Consider the following 14,290-nt stretch of genomic DNA (forward strand, 5'->3'; position numbering starts at 1 on the left):
ACTAACGGCGCTAGTTTGGGCGGTCGGGACCATACGCGTACGACGAGTACGTCGGCATGTCCAGTACGTCGTCAACGTCCAGTACGTCGGCGTCGGCACAGCCCGTCCAGCCCGTCCGGGAGGAAACAGCCATGAAGGCCCACGACCAGATGTACATCGGCGGCGCGTGGCGGCCCGCCCTCGGCCAGGACACGATCGCCGTCGTGAACCCGGCCGACGAGCAGCTCATCGGCCATGTCCCGGCTGGCACGGCCGAGGACATCGACGCGGCGGTGCAGGCCGCGCGCGCCGCGTTCCCCGGCTGGGCCGCCACCCCGCCCGCCGAGCGCGCCGCCTGCCTCTCCGCACTGAGCGACGCCCTCGCGGCCCGCAAGGACGAGCTGGCCGAGACGATCACCGCCGAGCTGGGTGCGCCGCTGCCCCTCTCGCAGACGGTCCACGCGGGCCTGCCGGTCCTGGTCGCCGCCTCCTACGCCGAACTGGCCGCCTCGTACGCCTTCGAGGAGAAGATCGGCACCTCCACCGTCCTGCTGGAGCCGGTCGGGGTCGTCGGCGCGATCACCCCCTGGAACTACCCGCTCCACCAGATCGTCGCCAAGGTCGCCCCCGCGCTCGCCGCGGGCTGCACGGTCGTCCTCAAGCCGGCCGAGGACACCCCGCTCACCGCGCAGCTCTTCGCGGAGGCCACCGAGGCGGCCGGGCTGCCGCCGGGGGTCTTCAACCTGGTCACCGGCCTCGGCCCGGTCGCCGGTCAGGCGCTCGCCGCGCACGAGGGCGTCGACCTGGTCTCGTTCACCGGCTCGACCGCCGTCGGCAGGCAGATCGGCGCCACCGCCGGAGGGGCCATCAAGCGCGTCGCCCTCGAACTGGGCGGCAAGTCCGCCAACGTGATTCTCCCCGGCGCCGATCTCGCCAAGGCGGTCAACGTCGGCATCGCCAACGTGATGTCCAACTCCGGCCAGACGTGCAGCGCGTGGACCCGGATGCTGGTCGACGCCGAGCGGTACGAGGAGGCCGTGACGCTCGCGGCCGAGGCCGTCCTCAAGTACGTACCCGGTGAGCGGGTCGGCCCGCTCGTCAACGCCAAGCAGCAGGCCAGGGTGCGGGGTTACATCCGGAAGGGGATGGAGGAAGGCGCCCGGCTGGTCGCGGGCGGCCCCGAAGCACCCCTGGAGACCGGCTACTACGTCAGCCCCACCGTCTTCGCGGACGTTACCCCGGAGATGACCATCGCCCAGGAGGAGATCTTCGGCCCGGTGGTCTCGATCCTCCGGTACGAGGACGTGGACGACGCCCTCCGCATCGCCAACGGCACGGTGTACGGGCTCGCCGGAGCCGTGTGGGCGGCCGACGACGAGGAGGCGGTGGCCTTCGCCCGCCGGATGGAGACCGGGCAGGTCGACATCAACGGCGGCCGGTTCAACCCGCTGGCCCCCTTCGGCGGTTACAAGCAGTCGGGCGTGGGACGCGAGCTGGGGCCGCACGGTCTGGCGGAGTACCTCCAGACGAAGTCGCTCCAGTTCTGACCCCCGTACCCCTACGAGACGAAACCAAGGAGCCAGTTCGTGGTCCGCGCCGCCGTACTGCCCGCCGTCGGAGCTCCGCTGGAGATCACCGACATCGTCCTGCCGGAGCCCGGCCCCGGCCAGGTGCGCATCGCGCTCGCCGCCGCCGGGGTCTGCCACTCCGACCTGTCCCTGTCCAACGGCACCATGCGGGTCCCGGTGCCCGCCGTCCTCGGTCACGAGGGAGCGGGTACGGTCCTGGCGGTCGGCGAGGGCGTCACGCATGTCGCGCCCGGCGACGGCGTGGTCCTCAACTGGGCGCCCTCCTGCGGTGCCTGCTTCCACTGCGGGATCGGGGAGGTCTGGCTCTGCGCCGACGCGCTGAAGGGGACCGCCAACCTCCACGCCCGTACGGCCGACGGCACCGAACTCCACCCCGGCCTCAACGTGGCGGCCTTCGCGGAGGAGACCGTCGTCGCCGCGAACTGCGTGCTCCCCGCCCCCGACGGCATCCCCCTCACCGACGCCGCCCTCCTCGGCTGCGCGGTCCTCACCGGCTACGGGGCGATCCACCACAGCGCGCGGGTCCGCGAGGGCGAGAGCGTCGTCGTCTTCGGGATCGGCGGCGTCGGCCTCGCCGTCCTCCAGGCGGCCCGGATCGCGGGCGCCTCGAAGATCATCGCGGTCGACGTCTCCCCGGCCAAGGAGGAGCTGGCGCGGCAGGCCGGGGCCACCGACTACGTCATCGCCTCCGCCACCACCCCGCGAGAGATCCGCAGGCTCACCGGCGGACAGGGCACGGACGTGGCCGTGGAGTGCGTCGGCCGCCCCGCGACCATCCGGGCCGCCTGGGAGTCCACCCGGCGCGGCGGCCGTACGACGGTCGTCGGGATCGGCGGCAAGGACCAGGAGGTCACGTTCAACGCCCTGGAGATCTTCCACTGGGGCCGCTCCCTGACGGGCTGCGTCTACGGCAACAGCGACCCGGCCCGCGATCTGCCGGCCCTGGCCGACCACATCCGCGCGAGCCGGTTCGACCTGTCGATGATGGTCACCGAACGCATCGCGCTGGACGGCATCCCGGCCGCGTTCGACAACATGGTCGCGGGCAAGGGCGGCCGGGCGCTGGTGGTGTTCTAGAGCGCTGCTAGTAGTCCGTCGTCCGGGAGGTCGAGGCGACCGGCCCCAGCAGCCGGGTGTCCATCTCGCCCTCCTCGAACAGCCGGGAGGCCGGGCCCACGATCAGCGGGTCCGGCACCCCGACCACCTTCGGGTCCTTGCCCGGGTAGTCGAAGCGGTCCAGCACATGCCGCATCGCCTCCAGCCGGGCCCGCTTCTTGTCGTTGCTCTTCACCACCGTCCACGGCGCGTCGGCCGTGTCGGTGTGGAACAGCATCAGCTCCTTGGCCTCGGTGTACTCGTCCCACTTGTCCAGCGAGGCCAGGTCGACGGGGCTCAGCTTCCACCGCCGTACGGGATCGATCTGCCGGATCATGAACCGGTTGCGCTGCTCGTTGCGCGAGACGGAGAACCAGAACTTCACCAGGTGGATGCCGTCCCGGGCGAGCATCCGCTCGAACCCGGGCGCCTGGTGCATGAACTCCAGATACTCACGGGTCGTGCAGAACCCCATCACCCGCTCCACCCCGGCCCGGTTGTACCAGGAGCGGTCGAACAGCACGATCTCACCGGCGCTCGGCAGATGCGCCACGTACCGCTGGAAGTACCACTGGGTGCGCTCGCGCTCGGTGGGCTTCTCCAGCGCGACTATTCGCGCACCACGCGGATTCAGATGCTCGGTGAACCGCTTGATCGTGCCGCCCTTGCCCGCCGCGTCACGCCCCTCGAAGAGGATCACCAGCCGCTCGTCGCGCTCCTTCACCCAGTGCTGGAGCTTCAGCAGCTCGATCTGCAGGGCGCGCTTGGCTTTCTCGTAGTCGCGGCGCCGGAGCTTGTACTCGTACGGGTAGTCCTCCCGCCAGGCGTCCCGGGCATGGCCGTCCGGCTCCACCAGCACCGGGTCGTCGTCCCCGCTGTCGGCCACCTTGAACCCGTCGAGATACGGCCCCCCGTGCCGCGCCGCCCGCGCGGCCTCCTCGCCGTCGGCCTTCCTCCTGTCGCCGCTACGGTTGCCGTGCGCCTTGGTGCTCCGCGTCATGACGGTGTCCCTCCACCGGCCCAGCCGGACTTCCGCGTCTGGGCCCAGTCTGCTGGAGGACGTGGGCCCGCACCATCCCAGCCCGTCCGGCCGCCACCCAGCCCGTCCGGCGTTTGAGGACGGAACCCCGCTGGTGGACCGGGGCGCCCCTCCGTGGCCGGGAAGCGCGGATGCCGCCGCCCCCGCGCACCGGTTCCGTCCTCAAACGCCGGACGGGCTGGAGGGTCTGGCCCCGCCGTCAGCCGCACCGTACTCCTCGTACTGCCGCTCCAGCCCGTCCAGCAGCGCCCGCAGCCCCACCTCGAACGCCCCCTCGTCCACCTCCCGCCGCCGTTCGGCCAGCAGGTGCGCCTGGCCGAGGTGCGGGTAGTCGGCCGGGTCGTACGCGCTCTCGTCGTCGACGAAGCCCCCGGCGAAGGAGCCCAGCGCCGACCCGGTGATGAAGTACCGCATCAGCGCCCCGATCCGGGTCGCCTGGGCCGGCGGCCATCCCGCCCCGACCATCGCCCCGAACACCGCGTCCGCGACCCGCAGCCCGGCCGGCCGGCGGCCCGGGCCGCGGGCGAGGACCGGGACGATGTGGGGGTGCGCGGCGAGGGCGGCCCGGTAGGAGAGGGCCCAGTCGTGCAACGCCTCCCGCCAGTCGCGCGGGTCCGACTCCTCGAACATCGACAGATCGACCTGTACGGAGACGGCGTCGGCGACCGCGTCGAGGATCTCGTCCTTGTTGCGGAAGTGGTTGTAGAGCGAGGGCCCGCTGACCCCCAGCTCCGCCGCCAGGCGGCGCGTCGAGACGGCGTCCAGCCCTTCGGCGTCCACGAGCGCGCTCGCCGCCTCGACGATGCGGTCTCTGCTCAGGAGGGGCTTGCGCGGTCGGGCCATGCGGCTCATAGTAGGCGCTGCGAACCAGAAACTAGCAGTGCTAATTAAGTAGCGCACGAGAAGTGGGGTGGCGCGCCATGAACCTGGAGCTGAGCGAGGAGCAGGAGGCCGTCCGGCGGCTGGCCGAGGAGTTCGTGGCCCGGGAGGTCGCCCCGCACGTCGTCGCCTGGGACCGGGCCGAGAATGTCGACAGGTCGATCGTGAAGAAGCTCGGCGCGCTCGGCTTCCTCGGCCTCACCGTCCCCGAGGAGTACGGCGGCTCCGGCGGCGACCACCTCGCGTACTGCCTGGTCACCGAGGAACTGGGCCGCGGTGACTCCTCGGTCCGGGGGATCGTCTCCGTCTCGCTCGGCCTGGTCGCCAAGACCATCGCCTCCTGGGGGAGCGAGGAGCAGAAGCGGCAGTGGCTGCCCCGGCTCACCTCCGGCGAGGCGATCGGCTGCTTCGGCCTCACCGAACCCGGCACCGGCTCGGACGCCGGAAACCTCGCCACCCGGGCCGTACGCGACGGCGGTGACTACGTCATCAACGGCACCAAGATGTTCATCACCAACGGCACCTGGGCCGATGTGGTTCTTCTTTTCGCGCGGACGAACGACGCCCCCGGCCACCGCGGCGTCTCCGCCTTCCTGGTCCCCGCCGACACCCCCGGCCTCACCCGCCGCACCATCCACGGCAAGCTCGGCCTCCGTGGCCAGGCCACCGCCGAACTGGTCCTGGAGGACGTCAGGGTCCCCGCCTCCACCCTCCTCGGCCCCGAGGGCAAGGGGTTCACCGTCGCCATGTCGGCCCTCGCCAAGGGCCGGATGTCGGTCGCGGCGGGCTGTGTCGGCATCGCCCAGGCCGCCCTGGACGCCGCCGTACGGTACGCGGGGGAGCGCGAGCAGTTCGGCAAGGGCATCGCGGGCCACCAGCTCGTGCAGGAGTTGCTCAGCGACATCTCCGTGGACGTCGAGGCGGCCCGGCTGCTCACCTGGCGCGTCGCCGACCTGATCGACCGGGGCCAGGAGTTCGCCACCGCCGCCTCCCAGGCCAAGCTGTACGCCTCCGAGGCCGCCGTCCGCTGCGCCAACAACGCCCTCCAGGTCTTCGGCGGCTACGGCTACATCGACGAGTACCCGGTCGGCAAGCTCCTCCGCGACGCCCGCGTGATGACGCTCTACGAGGGCACCAGCCAGATCCAGAAGCTGATCATCGGCCGCGCGCTGACGGGCGTCTCGGCATTCTGAGCCCCACGACGCCCCACGGCGGACGCGGCCGCCACGGCTCGTACGGGTGTCTGAGTATCCGCCTGAGTACGGGCGCGGATGTGGCCTGCGCCACGTCGGCGGATGCTGTGCCCATGAGTGACACGACAACGGTCAAGCAGCAGAGCACCGCCGCCTTCTACGGCCAGGCCGTCGCCTCCTTCCTGGTGGCGATGGGCGCGGTGGCCCTCGGTATCTTCTTCCTCGACGCCGACGCCTGGGTGCGCGGCTTCCTCGCCATCGGCGTGCTCTACCTCGTCACGTCCTGCTTCACCCTCGCCAAGGTGATCCGGGACCGGCAGGAGGCCGGGCAGATCGTCAGCCGGGTCGACCAGGCCAGGCTGGAGAAGATCCTCGCCGAGCACGACCCCTTCCAGAAGCTCTGAAACCCGTACCGGCCCCCGAGACGCCCCTAAGCGCTTGCTCAGGTTCGGGGTATGGTGTTCGTCCTGTTGACGGAGAGGGGCACCGGGCGATGAGTACGCCGGAGGAGACGAGCGCCGAGGACGCCGCCTGGGGCGAGGTCACGCCCGAGGCGGCCAGGCGGCTCCTCGTCGCCGCGGTCGACGCCTTCGCCGAGCGCGGGTACCACGCGACCACCACCCGCGACATCGCCGGCCGGGCCGGGATGAGCCCGGCCGCGCTCTACATCCACTACAAGACGAAGGAAGAGCTTCTCCACCGGATCAGCAAGATCGGCCACGACCGGGCGCTCTACCTCCTGGAGGCCGAGGCCGACCGGGACGGCACCGCCGCCGAGCGGCTCGCCGGAGCCGTACGGTCCTTCGTCCGCTGGCACGCGGAGCGCCACACCACCGCCCGCGTCGTCCAGTACGAGCTGGACGCCCTCGGCCCCGAGCACCGCACCGAGATCGTCGAACTGCGCCGCCGGAGCGACGCGGTGGTGCGCCGGATCATCAGCGAGGGCGTGCGGGCGGGCGAGTTCGACGTCCCGGACATCCCCGGCACCACCCTTGCCGTGCTCTCCCTCTGCATCGACGTGGCCCGCTGGTTCAACGCCCAGGGCAGCCGCACGCCCGACGAGGTCGGCGCGCTCTACGCCGACCTCGTCCTGCGCATGGTCGGGGCCCCGCAACGGTCCCAGGATCCCGGCGCCGGTCAGTAGTAGCTCAGAAGTAGTAGCGCGACACCGACTCGGCCACGCACGCCGGCTTCTCGCCGCCCTCGCGCTCGACCGTGACCAGGGCCGTGACCTGCACGCCGCCCCCGGCCTCCTCGACGTTCGTCAGCACCGCCGTGGCCCGCAGCCGTGAGCCGACCGGGACGGGGGAGGGGAAGCGGACCTTGTTGGTCCCGTAGTTGATGCCCATCTTCATGTTCTCGACCCGCATCACCTGCGGGACCAGCGCGGGCAGCAGCGAGAGCGTCAGATAGCCGTGCGCGATGGTCGTGCCGAACGGCCCGGACGCCGCGCGCTCCGGGTCCACATGGATCCACTGGTGGTCGCCGGTCGCCTCGGCGAACAGGTCGATCCGCTTCTGGTCCACCTCCAGCCAGTCGCTGTGGCCCAGTTGCTCGCCCACTCCGTCGAGCAGCTCCTGCGCGGACGTGAAGATCTTCGGCTCTGCCATGTTCCCGGTCCCTGCCTTCCGGCGTACCGCACCCTGCGGCGCGAGATGTCCAAGCGCTTGCTCAGCATCCTGGCGCGGCGCGTTCCTGTCAACGACATGGCAGTAGGTTTGAGGAGTGCCCCAGCTTCCGCAGACACTCCACGAACTCTCGGTCGGCCAGCTCTCGGCGCGCAGCGGCGCCGCGGTCTCCGCTCTGCACTTCTACGAGTCCAAGGGCCTGATCAGCAGCCGCCGCACCAGCGGCAACCAGCGCCGCTACTCGCGTGACGCGCTGCGCCGCGTCGCCTTCGTGCGGGCCGCCCAGCGCGTCGGCATCCCGCTGGCCACGATCCGGGACGCCCTCGCCTCGCTGCCCGAGGAGCGCACGCCGAACCGGGACGACTGGGCCCGCCTCTCCGAGATCTGGCGCCAGGAACTGGACGAGCGCATCAAGCAGTTGCACCGGCTGCGCGACCATCTGACCGACTGCATCGGCTGCGGCTGTCTCTCGCTGGAGACCTGTGTCCTCTCCAACCCCGACGACATCTCCGGCGAACGGATCACCGGCTCCCGCCTGATGCCCGAGCGCAGGCAGGATCCGGCGGAGGAGCACCCCTCCTAAGGGGCGCCCTCCTGTCGTAACCGCACCGCCGCGGCGACCAGATCCGCGTTCGAGCGGGCCGGGCAGCCGTCCGGGAGCACCGTCACGTCCTCCGCGCCGATCCGCACCCCGAGGCCGAGCCGGAAGGCCAGCGCGGCCACCGGCCAGGCCCCGCCCTCCTCCCCGTGCAGCAGCACCGGGCGGCCGTGGGCGGCGCCCACCTCCGCCAGGAGCAGCCGGGCGGAACCGGTCGCCGTCGCCGGATCGGTGTCGGTCACCTCGGCCAGCACCCGCAGCACCCGGGGCGCCAGCGGTGAGCGGCGGAAGAGGCGGTGCCCCTCCGTGCCCGACCAGAGCCCGGCCTCCACGCCCACGCCCCGCTCCAGCAGCGCGGCGGCCAGCTCCTCGGCACCCGGCTCGTGCCAGTTGACCGAGGCGTGGTCCGGCAGCACCGTCCACTCCCGCACCCGCTCCACCCGGCGCCGCGGATCCGGCTCGGCCCAGGCGCCCGTCGTCACCCCGACCGGGACGCGCACCGCCGCCCGTATCGCCGTCAGCGTCGCGGCCACCACCCGGGGCGAGAGCGTGTCCTGCCCGCAGGGGGTCCGCGGATGCACATGGATGTCGGTGGCCCCGGCGGCGACGGCCTCGGCCGCCGACCGGGCCAGCGCTTCGGGGGACAGGGGCACGGCGGCCGAGGCGTCCGCACCCCGCCGGCCGTTCAGGCAGACCTGGATCATGTCCCCGATGGTGACATCCACCACTGACAACGGGCGCCGGACCGGCAACAGGCCCGCGCCAACACCTGGCCCCGGACCGGCAACAGTCCCGGACCGGCAACAGCTCCGACCGGCGACAGGCCCAGACCGGACAACAGCTCCGACCGGCAGCAGGCCCCCGAACGGGCAACAAGCCGGAGCCCAGGCCTCCTACGCGGCCGCCGCCGCGAGCCTCCGGTGCCGTATCAGCCGGGCCCTGGCCAGCGCATGGTCCGTCAGCACCGGCTGCGGCACAGCGATCCCGCACCCCGTGCACACCGGACCCGACCACGCCTCCTGGCCGCGTGCCCGCTCCTGGCGCCACTCGATCCCGGTGTCCGCACAGACCGGGCAGGCGGAGCCGGGGCCCGAGCCCAGCGCCGCGATCAGCCGGCGCAGCACCTCGGCCAGCGGCTCGCTGGGGTGGACCTCCGGGTCCGCGCAGCGGGCCACCCCATGGCCGCCCCACGTCCGGCGGTGCCAGTCGTCGAAGGCGCCCGGCCGCCGCAGGCCCTCGTGCTTCTCGCGCCGCCGCCGCTCCGCGAACCCCGCCTCGTAGGCGAGCCAGATGGCCCGCGCCTCCTCCAGCTCCTCCAGGGCGGCCAGCAGCCGCGCCGGATCGGGTGCCCGGTCCTCGGGATCGATCCCGTGCCGGGCGCACAGATGGTCCCAGGTCGCCCGGTGCCCGTACGGGGCGAACCTCTCCAGGCACTTGCGCAGCGAGTACCGCCGCAGCGCCAGATCGCTCCGTGGATCGCGGACCTGTCTCGCAAGACTCCGGAAACCGGCCATGCCACCGCCACCTCCGTCGTTCGTCCATCGGCGTCAAGGAGTGGACGTACGCCTGCCCGTTTCGGCTCCATCGAAAGATGGAAACCGTCCAGTGGCTGAGACTCCCCATGTCGGACGGGTGTCACGGACGGAAGCGGAAGGGCGCGCGGACGGTGGTGCGAGGGCGCACCGCGGTGCGGGCGCGGGCGGGAAAAGTCGGTGGCGGCGGTCCGGACGGGTGAGGTTGGCTGCCCGTATGACAGCAGCATCCCCGCGCCTGGAAAAGGTCACACCCGACACGGTCCTCGAAGCCTGTCGGCTGGAAGTCGCTCCTGAGCAGCGGAAGTTCGTCTCGCCGGTCGCGCAGTCGCTGGCCGAGGCCTATGTGCACCCCGACGTCGCCTGGCCCCGGCTGATCTGTGACGGCGACCGGGTCGTGGGCTTTGTGATGGCCTTCTTCGGCGTCCGGTTCGACTACGACGCAGGTGTGCCGGACGCCCCGCCGCGCTCCGGACTCTGGCGGCTGGCCGTCGCCGCCGGGGAGCAGGGGCGGGGATACGGGCGGTTCGCCGTGGGTGCGGTGAACGAGGAGATCCGGCGGCGCGGCGGGACGGTGTCGACGGTGACCTGGCACCCGGGGGAGGGCGGCCCGGAGGGGTTCTATCTCGGGCTCGGCTACCGCAAGCGGGGGCTGACCGCCGATGGTGAGTATCTCGGGGATCTGGACCTGACGGGCTGAGACGGGCCGGGGCGCCGACGCCGGCCGGCCCCGGGGCGCCGCCTCCCGAAGAAGCACCGCGCCCCGGGCCCGCACGGCCTCCGCACTACCCTCCGTACCGCAGATACCTCCGCCGCTTCGCCCGGAACGCCGTCAGGTCCGCCTGCCACGCGGCCACCACCGCGTCCGTGTCCGCCCCCGCGTCGATCATGGTGCGGACCCTGGTGTTCCCGGTGAGCTTGTCGATCCAGTTGTCCGGGCGCCAGGCGAACCCGCTCCACGTCCGCTTCGCCGTCACCAGCAGGCCGATGCCCGTACGGACCGGGTCGAAGACCTCCCGGTCCTGGACGTGCACCTGCACCCCGCCCACCGTCTTCCCCTGGAACTTGGAGAACGTCGGCGCGAAGTACGCTTCCCGGAAGGCGACCCCCGGCAGCCGCAGCGCGTTGGCTGCGGCGGCCCAGTGGCGGTCGATGCCCTCCGCGCCCAGCAGTTCGAAGGGGCGTGTGGTGCCCCGGCCCTCGGAGAGGTTGGTGCCCTCGAAGAGGCAGGTGCCGGAGTAGACGAGGGCTGTCTCCGGCGTCGGCATGTTCGGGCTCGGCGGCACCCACGGCAGCCCGGTCGCGTCGAAGAAGTCCGACCGCCGCCACCCGGACATCATCACCACCTCCAGCCGCACCGGGTTCTCGTGCAGGAACTCCGCGTTGAAGAGCAGCGCCAGCTCCGCCACCGTCATCCCGTGCGCCTGGGCGATCTCCCGGCGGCCGACGAACGTGGCGAACGCCGGGTCCAGCACCGGCCCCAGCGCCGCCCGCCCGGTCACCGGGTTCGGCCGGTCCAGCACCACCAGCCGCTTGCCCGCGAGCGCGGCCGCCTCCATGCAGTCGTACAGCGTCCAGATGTACGTGTAGAAGCGGGCGCCCGCGTCCTGGATGTCGAAGAGCACCGTGTCCACGCCCGACGCGGTGAAGATGTCCGCGAGGTCCTGGCCGCTCTTGAGGTACGTGTCGTAGACCGGCAGCCCGGTCGCCGGGTCGTCGTACCGGCCCTCCGAACCGCCCGCCTGCGCGGTGCCCCGGAAGCCGTGTTCGGGGCCGAAGACGGCGGTCAGGTTCACCCGGGCGTCCTCGTGCATCACGTCGACGATGTGCCGTACGTCGGCGGTGACCCCGGTCGGGTTGGTGACGATCCCCACCTTCCGGCCGCGCAGCAGCCGGTAGCCGTCGGCGGCCAGCCGGTCGAAGCCGGTACGGACCCGGGGGCGGCCCCGGTCCCGTACGGAAGCGGCCGATGCGGCGGCGGGAGCGCTGCCGGTCGCCGCCAGTGCTCCCAGGGCGCCGCCCGCCGCCAGCACACCACGTCGGGACAGATTCATTCCGCTACCTCCATGATCGTGCGCCGACTGTCATGGCCACGCACGCTAGCGCGGCGGCGGGCCGCGCGGAACGACCCGGGCCGTGGCGACCGCCCGCGCCCACCGGCCGCTCCGGGGCCTTTCCCGATGACATACCGACCGGTTAGTCTGTCGGTGCTGACGGACCGGAATGCGGGCGTACGGGAGAGGCGGGACGGCGATGACGACAGGTGGGGCGGACACGGTGCGGGGTGCCGGTGTGGTGGTCACGGGGGCCGCGGGCGGCATCGGCGCCGCCCTGGCCCGCCGGTTCGCCGGGCAGGGCGCGCGGGTCGTCGTCAACGACCTGGACCCCGCCCGTATCGAACCGCTCGCGAAGGAGATCGGCGGGATCGCCGTCACCGGGGACGCCTCGCACATCGTGGAAGCCGCCCGGGACGCGCTGGACGGCACGGTGGACATCTACTGCGCCAACGCCGGACTCGCCTCGCCCGGTGACGTGTTCGCGGACGAGGAGGTCTGGGCAGCCGCCTGGGACGTCAACGTGATGGCCCACGTCCGCGCGGCCAGGGCCCTGCTGCCGCAGTGGCTGGAGCGCGGCGACGGGCGGTTCGTCACCACCGCCTCCGCCGCCGGACTGCTGACGATGATCGGCGCGGCCCCCTACAGCGTCACCAAGCACGGGGCGGTCGCCTTCGCGGAGTGGCTCTCGCTCACCTACCGCCACCGCGGCGTCAAGGTCCACGCGATCTGCCCGCAGGGGGTGCGGACGGATATGCTCACCGCCGCGGGTTCGGCCGGTGAGCTGGTGCTCGCCCCCGGGGCCATCGAGCCGGACGCCGTCGCCGACGCGCTGTTCGACGCGATGGCGGCCGACCGCTTCCTGGTCCTGCCGCACCCCGAGGTCGCCGGGTACTACCGGGCCCGCGCCGAGGACCCCGACCGATGGATGGGCAACATGAACCGCCTCCAGCAGAAGTGGGAGGCGACCGGTCCATGACCGACCCGGCCCCCACCGGCTCCCGTTACGCCGCCAGGCCCTGGCTCGCCCTGCTCGGCGAGGCCCAGCGCGCCCCGGTCACCCCGCCCCCGACCGTGCTGCACGCCTTCCGGGCCGCCGCCGGACGGGCCCCGGACCGTACGGCCCTCGCCTACTTCGACGGGCGCCTGAGCTACCGGGAGGCCGACGCGCTCTCCGACTCGGTGGCAGGACACCTCGCCGCCCGGGGGCTGCGGCGCGGCGACCGGGTCGCGGTCATGCTCCAGAACAGCCCGCACTTCGTCCTGGCGCTCCTCGGCGCGTGGAAGGCCGGGGCCACCGTCGTACCGCTCAATCCGATGTACCGGTCCGGCGAGGTGGGCCACGCGCTGCGCGACGCCGGGGTCACCGCACTGGTCTGCTCGGACCGGGCCTGGGCGGAGTACCTGCGGGAGACCGCGGCCGCCGCCCCGGATCTGCGCATCGCGCTCACCGCCTGCGAGCGGGACCTCCAGAGCGTGGACGACCCCCGGGTCTTCCGCTCCGAGCGGCTTCCCGCCCCCGGACCCGACGATCCGGCCGACGATCTGCTGGCCGTCGCCCGCGCCGGTCACGCACCCCCGGCCGGGCGGGAGCCGGCCGCCGCCGACACCGCGCTGATCAGCTACACCTCCGGGACCAGCGGCACCCCCAAGGGCGCCATGAACTCCCACGCCAACATCGCGTACAACGCCGAGCGGCAGCGCGTCGGGCAGCCCGTCCCCGAGGGGTCCGGCTACTTCGCGCTCGCCCCGCTCTTCCACATCACCGGCATGGTCTGCCAGTTCGCCGCCTGCACGGCCAACGCGGGCACGCTGGTCCTGACCCACCGCTTCGAGCCGGGCGTCGTCCTCGAAGCCTTCGCCGCCCACCGCCCCGCCTACGCGATCGGCCCCGCCGCCGCCTTCATGGCCCTGGCCGCCCACCCGGACGCCACCCCGGACCACTTCGCCTCCTTCCGGCAGCTCTCCTCCGGCGGCGCCCCGCTGCCGCCCGCGCTGGTGGAGCGGTTCCGCGCCGGCTTCGGCCCGTATCTGCGCAACGGCTACGGCCTCACCGAGTGCACCGCCCCCTGCGCCTCCGTCCCGCCCGGCCGGGAGGCCCCGGTGGACCCGGTCTCCGGGACCCTCTCCGTCGGGGTGCCCGGCGCCGACACGGTCGCACGGATCCTCGACGAGGCGGGGCGTGAGGTGCCCTTCGGGGAGCAGGGCGAGATCGCCGTGCGCGGCCCCCAGGTCGTCCCCGGCTACTGGAACCTCCCCGAGGCCACGGCCGCCGCCTTCCCGGACGGCGAGCTGCGCACCGGCGACATCGGGTTCATGGACGCGGCGGGGTGGCTCTACGTCGTCGACCGCAAGAAGGACATGATCAACGCCTCCGGCTTCAAGGTCTGGCCGCGCGAGGTGGAGGACGTCCTGTACACCCACCCGGCGGTGCGCGAGGCGGCGGTCGTGGGCGTGCCCGACGCGTACCGGGGGGAGACCGTACGGGCCTATGTCAGTCTGCGTCCGGGCACATCCGTCGAACCGGGCGAGCTGGGGACGTACTGCAAGGAAAGGCTCGCCGCGTACAAGTATCCGCGCGAGGTGGAGATCCTGACCGAGCTGCCGAAGACCACGAGTGGGAAGATCCTCAGGCGGGAACTGCGTTCCTCCCGTTAGAACCTCGTCGAAACAGTGAACGCACGGTATGAAAGGCAGGTGGCGG

Annotated in this window: 15 protein-coding genes; 9 read left to right on the plus strand and 6 right to left on the minus strand. The window is 72.6% G+C overall.

All coding sequences use genetic code 11. The features are described from left to right. The first annotated feature begins 131 nt into the window (after positions 1 to 131). Both DJ476_RS28530 and DJ476_RS28535 read left to right on the plus strand, forming a co-directional pair. Positions 132 to 1,526, plus strand: coding sequence for an aldehyde dehydrogenase family protein (locus DJ476_RS28530; protein WP_103418675.1), 1,395 nt, complete (start codon positions 132 to 134; stop codon positions 1,524 to 1,526). A 39-nt stretch (positions 1,527 to 1,565) separates the two neighbouring features. Further along, on the plus strand, positions 1,566 to 2,645 hold the full coding sequence (locus DJ476_RS28535; RefSeq protein WP_103418676.1) for a Zn-dependent alcohol dehydrogenase: 1,080 nt from the start codon (positions 1,566 to 1,568) through the stop codon (positions 2,643 to 2,645). Positions 2,646 to 2,652: 7 nt separating this feature from the next. On the opposite strand, the gene ppk2 is transcribed toward DJ476_RS28535, so the two are convergent. Continuing rightward, positions 2,653 to 3,663 (minus strand): polyphosphate kinase 2, encoded by a 1,011-nt coding sequence (gene ppk2, locus DJ476_RS28540; protein WP_103418677.1) that lies wholly within the window; start codon positions 3,661 to 3,663, stop codon positions 2,653 to 2,655. A 201-nt stretch (positions 3,664 to 3,864) separates the two neighbouring features. After that, a complete protein-coding gene (locus DJ476_RS28550) occupies positions 3,865 to 4,545 on the minus strand; it encodes a TetR/AcrR family transcriptional regulator (protein ID WP_103418679.1) in 681 nt (226 codons plus the stop codon). Positions 4,546 to 4,622: 77 nt separating this feature from the next. Here DJ476_RS28550 and DJ476_RS28555 point away from each other — a divergent pair, with 77 nt between their 5' ends. The 3 genes from DJ476_RS28555 to DJ476_RS28565 all read left to right on the plus strand — a co-directional run bounded on the left by DJ476_RS28555 (position 4,623) and on the right by DJ476_RS28565 (position 6,918). Further along, positions 4,623 to 5,774, plus strand: a complete 1,152-nt coding sequence (locus DJ476_RS28555; protein ID WP_103418680.1) for an acyl-CoA dehydrogenase family protein — start codon at positions 4,623 to 4,625, stop codon at positions 5,772 to 5,774. 113 nt (positions 5,775 to 5,887) lie between these two features. Continuing rightward, positions 5,888 to 6,178, plus strand: coding sequence for a YiaA/YiaB family inner membrane protein (locus tag DJ476_RS28560; RefSeq protein WP_019763967.1), 291 nt, complete (start codon positions 5,888 to 5,890; stop codon positions 6,176 to 6,178). An 89-nt stretch (positions 6,179 to 6,267) separates the two neighbouring features. Then, positions 6,268 to 6,918 carry a TetR/AcrR family transcriptional regulator gene (locus DJ476_RS28565; RefSeq protein WP_103418681.1) on the plus strand — a complete coding sequence of 217 codons (651 nt, stop codon included), beginning with the start codon at positions 6,268 to 6,270 and terminating at the stop codon, positions 6,916 to 6,918. Positions 6,919 to 6,922: 4 nt separating this feature from the next. Here DJ476_RS28565 and DJ476_RS28570 read toward each other — a convergent pair whose 3' ends face one another. Beyond that, positions 6,923 to 7,384: a MaoC family dehydratase gene (locus tag DJ476_RS28570; RefSeq protein WP_093749763.1), complete on the minus strand. Its 462-nt coding sequence runs from the start codon at positions 7,382 to 7,384 to the stop codon at positions 6,923 to 6,925. A 115-nt stretch (positions 7,385 to 7,499) separates the two neighbouring features. Here DJ476_RS28570 and soxR point away from each other — a divergent pair, with 115 nt between their 5' ends. Continuing rightward, entirely contained in the window at positions 7,500 to 7,985 is a 486-nt protein-coding gene (soxR, locus tag DJ476_RS28575; protein WP_103418682.1) for a redox-sensitive transcriptional activator SoxR, read from the plus strand. Here soxR and DJ476_RS28580 read toward each other — a convergent pair. Both DJ476_RS28580 and DJ476_RS28585 read right to left on the minus strand, forming a co-directional pair. Continuing rightward, a complete protein-coding gene (locus DJ476_RS28580) occupies positions 7,982 to 8,704 on the minus strand; it encodes a 3-keto-5-aminohexanoate cleavage protein (RefSeq protein WP_162638805.1) in 723 nt (240 codons plus the stop codon). The two genes, soxR and DJ476_RS28580, sit on opposite strands and share 4 nt — an antisense overlap. 189 nt (positions 8,705 to 8,893) lie before the next feature. Then, positions 8,894 to 9,514, minus strand: a complete 621-nt coding sequence (locus DJ476_RS28585; protein ID WP_103418683.1) for a hypothetical protein — start codon at positions 9,512 to 9,514, stop codon at positions 8,894 to 8,896. A gap of 235 nt (positions 9,515 to 9,749) precedes the next feature. Here DJ476_RS28585 and DJ476_RS28590 point away from each other — a divergent pair, with 235 nt between their 5' ends. Then, positions 9,750 to 10,232 (plus strand): GNAT family N-acetyltransferase, encoded by a 483-nt coding sequence (locus DJ476_RS28590; RefSeq protein ID WP_103418684.1) that lies wholly within the window; start codon positions 9,750 to 9,752, stop codon positions 10,230 to 10,232. Between the two features lie 85 nt (positions 10,233 to 10,317). On the opposite strand, the gene DJ476_RS28595 is transcribed toward DJ476_RS28590, so the two are convergent. After that, positions 10,318 to 11,586, minus strand: coding sequence for an exo-beta-N-acetylmuramidase NamZ family protein (locus DJ476_RS28595; protein WP_112491867.1), 1,269 nt, complete (start codon positions 11,584 to 11,586; stop codon positions 10,318 to 10,320). 199 nt (positions 11,587 to 11,785) lie between these two features. Here DJ476_RS28595 and DJ476_RS28600 point away from each other — a divergent pair, with 199 nt between their 5' ends. Both DJ476_RS28600 and DJ476_RS28605 read left to right on the plus strand, forming a co-directional pair. Continuing rightward, entirely contained in the window at positions 11,786 to 12,565 is a 780-nt protein-coding gene (locus tag DJ476_RS28600) for an SDR family oxidoreductase (RefSeq protein ID WP_103418686.1), read from the plus strand. Continuing rightward, positions 12,562 to 14,244 (plus strand): class I adenylate-forming enzyme family protein, encoded by a 1,683-nt coding sequence (locus tag DJ476_RS28605; RefSeq protein WP_112492651.1) that lies wholly within the window; start codon positions 12,562 to 12,564, stop codon positions 14,242 to 14,244. The genes DJ476_RS28600 and DJ476_RS28605 overlap by 4 nt, the downstream gene beginning before the upstream one ends. Positions 14,245 to 14,290: the final 46 nt, after the last annotated feature.

The organism is Streptomyces bacillaris (assembly GCF_003268675.1).
Classification (GTDB): domain Bacteria; phylum Actinomycetota; class Actinomycetes; order Streptomycetales; family Streptomycetaceae; genus Streptomyces; species Streptomyces bacillaris.